This window comes from Marinobacterium sedimentorum (assembly GCF_024267675.1).
GTDB lineage: Bacteria > Pseudomonadota > Gammaproteobacteria > Pseudomonadales > Balneatricaceae > Marinobacterium_A > Marinobacterium_A sedimentorum.
Map to the genome: position 1 here is coordinate 1 of NZ_JALDYX010000075.1, position 1,799 is coordinate 1,799.

General features: G+C 51.9%; 1 protein-coding gene. It reads right to left on the minus strand.

Going from position 1 to position 1,799, the window contains the following annotated elements:
- Positions 1-330: 330 nt before the first annotated feature.
- Positions 331-1,344, minus strand: coding sequence for an AraC family transcriptional regulator (locus tag MRS74_RS23470; RefSeq protein ID WP_254582709.1), 1,014 nt, complete (start codon positions 1,342-1,344; stop codon positions 331-333).
- Between the last annotated feature and the right edge of the window lie 455 nt (positions 1,345-1,799).

Genomic DNA, 1,799 nt, shown 5'->3' on the forward strand with positions numbered 1-1,799 from the left:
TCTACTGGGATCAGGCCTCGGTACTGGTGCAGATCGGTGTGCTGGATCCCGAAGGGTTGCCCGTGGCCGGTCATGAAACCGCCGCCAAGCTGCTCGATGAAACGCTGCCGTCCAACCGCCTGATGGCGAAGTGGGCCCAGAGCGAGGGCTGAGCGCGTTTCAATACCGCAGCAAGACAGCTGGATGCCGGCATCCTGACAGCTGCCGGTGTTCGGGCCACGAGACATGTCTATCGAAACTCAGGCCGAAACTCTGTGGGTTATTAATCGGAATGGTTAATAATAAAAAGGCCGACAAATTGTCGGCCTTTTTATTGATTGATTCTGAAATTTAGAATGATGTCGCGTTTTTAATGCGTTGAACACTTTCAGAGGGTGATTCATTGAATTGCTTTTTGTAATCAACGGAAAAACGACCTAGGTGATAAAATCCCCACTTCATGGCGATGGAGGATATATTCTCGTTGGCGCTGTCAGTTAAAATGTCCTGACGTGCGCCTTCCAGTCGAATTCTTTTAAGGTGGGAAGTTGGCGGTTCGCCGATATATTTCTTGAAGTCGTTATAAAGTTTGTTGCGTGAAACGCTGGCAGCCTGCTCGATATCCTCAATGCTGATGTCGTCATGGGCATGTTTTTTAATGAATTCTATCGTGCGTGCTAGATAGGCCGGAATAGAGGTGCAGCTTAGCTGTTCAATCGCCTGGGAGTAATTGTTGGGCTGTGAAACAATAATGCCCTTGATCAGCGCCTGTTCCATTTCGCGAATAAAATGCGAGCTGTTATAGAGCCCGTTGGTGCATCGAAGTTCGTTCTCAATGTGCCGGATAGTGCGCCACCAGGCGCTGTTCGCGCCTATGGCGGCATCCATCTGGGTCTGGAATATCAGCGGTTCGGTCACGGGGCGTCGCAGCAGGTTTTCCAGTCCGGCCTCCATGGCCTGGCGGGATATTCGCACCAGCGTTTTTCGACAGTTTCCGCTGATGTGCAGGCGGCAGGCGGTGGAGGGGGAGATAATAACGCCGCGGCTGATGTCTGATTGTGCCTGCAGGCTGGGGCCTTCCAGTGCCTGAAATCCGCTGACAGGTAAGCTGATGCTATAACTGCTGTGCAAATCATCGATCTCTACGGTAACGTCGGTGCCATATTCAATATGACCAATAGCGGTAGTCGTGGACGTTAAAATATTTCCGACGTGGCGAAATCGAATGGAATGGGTGTTTTTGACTTTTAAATAGTGCGGGCCGCAGATACTTTCCATCCAGGACCTTGCCGCCTCAGCATCGAGAATTTCTGTGCTGATAGTATCCTTTATACGGCCCTCAACCAGATTATGAATACCCAGCATGGCGCGTTACCTTATTCTGATTTTTATAGCTGTCGTATTGGAAAATAGCGCAGCGCAGCGCCCCATAAAGGTACCACCATCCCTGCGCGGACGTCAATCTTGCGGCTCTGTGCGGCTCTGTGCGGCTCTGTGCGGCTCTGTGCGGCTCTGTGCGGCTCTGTGCAGCACTGTTGCACAGAGTGGCGGCTAACCTGTTCGTTGGTGTTTTACCCCCTGGGGTGGAAAATCGGATAAAGCTCGCGGGATATCGGGATAGCCCGCTATCCCTCCTGTCTGGTTTCATGGTGGCACTGAATGAACGGGCTGCAACAGGCTCGTTCTGGCTGCGACTGGAGGCAAGACTGTGAGCAACAATAACAAGCAAAAGCTGGACGCCTGGCGTCAACAGATCGAGGGCACACTTGATTTTCGCCCGAATGAGCGCGTTTTCAAGATAGCGCGGGAAATGTTTACCG

What these genes read in the sequence shown, in the direction of transcription:
- MRS74_RS23470 (WP_254582709.1), bottom strand. Translation starts at nt 1,344, where the DNA reads ATGCTGGGTATTCATAATCTGGTTGAGGGCCGTATAAAGGATACTATC.